A 1,699-nucleotide genomic window follows, 5' to 3' on the forward strand; every position below is an offset into this window, starting at 1 on the left:
CAGGTATCGATAGCGGGGCCGGGTCTGATGCCACGGGGAAGACGAAGTTGTTTTGCTTCGGCGATGTGATCGCGGATCGGACCCGGTTCCCGGCATGCCGGGAACCGGGTCATAGTGTCGACGCGAACCAGGCTGGTTCGGGTCAAAGACCCTGAGAGATCTGTCGATCGTCTCGTTACCGTGACGTCATAAACCCGACCCGGCCGCGCCGACGGGGCAAGAGTAACACGATTGTGGCGTCGCTTCCCAGTTCAGGCACGGCCACGAATGACATACCTGACTGTGCCAACGGCGTGCGGTTCTGCATCAAAAAGGATACGCACCATGACAAACAGAACCATCGGCATAGATCTCGCCATTCGTGGCGATCATGTCGCGCAAATTTACGATGATGGCCAGCCTGTGGGCCGTCCCATCCGTTTCCGCCATGTTCCGGGATCACTGGATCACTTTGTTGCGCAGGCGGTTGCTAATCTGAGCCCCGGCGACAACATCCAGGCCATTATGGAGCCAACCGGCATGAGTTGGTTCCCCGTCGCACACCGGCTCGCCGACTGCGGCGTCTCGGTGGCCCGCGTCAAGGGCAAGCGCGTGAAAGCGCTACGCCGGTATTTGTCTGAGCACGCTAAGACCGACCTGGCTGACGCCCATGTGCTGGCCGCAATTCCCGGTTTTGGAGGGCCTCGTCTCGACACGGTTCATATTCCGGCACCAAAGAACCATGCCCTGCAACGCCTGACCAAACAGCGTGGCCGCTTTCAGGATGCCATCGCTGCATCCAAACGAAGGCTTCTTGATCTTGTGCGCTGGGCTTCGCCAGTTCTTGAACGGATATTGCCTGACTTCGGGACCTGCCTCTCCGTCGCTATTTTACAGCGTTGGATCGATCCTGAAGCCGTCCTGAAAGCGCGCAAGAGTACGATTGCGCGCTTCATTGCCCAAAATGCCAGCGGCAATCACCCTCACACCGGTCCATTCGTTGATGCGCTCATTGACGGACTGCGTCAGGCGGCCCGCGAAGCCAGAGACCTTCACCGCAATCACGTCGATTTTGCCGGATTGCAAGCCGAAATCGCCATCGAGATTGACGTCATGAAAGCCAATATGGCTGCACGGTCTGAACTAAACCGCAGGATAGAAGCGCTCTATGCCGAGCTTCAGCCAGTGGATGTCCTGCGAACCATTCCCGGTGTCGGACGCCATCTGGCACCTGTCCTGTTTGGTCTGTTCCACAGTGCGGAGCGCTTTCGTTCACAACGCCACTTCAGAGGTTTCTGTGGCCTGTTTCCCCGCCGTTCAGACAGCGGCGGCGCTGAAAGACCAGGACAGAAAATCACCCAGGGTGGAAATAATCGCATCAAGTGCGCACTCATTCTCGCAGCTGATACAGCGCGCAAGATCGATCCTGATCTCGCAGAAGTCTACTGGCGAATGATGACCGGCAAAGGACACCATCACAAGCAAGCGCTCTGTGCTGTCGCCAACAGACTTGTAAACCGCATCTACAGTGTGATGCGTTCCGGTCGGCCATATGTTCTTCGTGACCATGAAGGTTGCGAAATCTCTGTTGCACAGGCGAAAGCCCTGATCGCACAACGCTACAGCGTATCCGAGAGTATCCGGGCATCACGGCGTGCAAACCGATTACAGACCTCAGCATGAAACCTAAAAAAGTCTTGCGCTATCGGTACAAGATCAC

The 1,699-nt window shown here is 57.0% G+C and carries 1 protein-coding gene; it reads left to right on the forward strand.

Annotated features, from left to right (window positions below):
- The first annotated feature begins 324 nt into the window (after positions 1 to 324).
- A complete protein-coding gene (locus EDC90_RS20705) occupies positions 325 to 1,662 on the forward strand; it encodes an IS110 family transposase (RefSeq protein ID WP_132314396.1) in 1,338 nt (445 codons plus the stop codon).
- Positions 1,663 to 1,699: the final 37 nt, after the last annotated feature.

The sequence above is a fragment of the Martelella mediterranea genome (assembly GCF_004342225.1).
Lineage (GTDB): Bacteria > Pseudomonadota > Alphaproteobacteria > Rhizobiales > Rhizobiaceae > Martelella > Martelella mediterranea_B.

What these genes read in the sequence shown, in the direction of transcription:
- EDC90_RS20705 (WP_132314396.1), top strand. Translation starts at nt 325, where the DNA reads ATGACAAACAGAACCATCGGCATAGATCTCGCCATTCGTGGCGATCAT.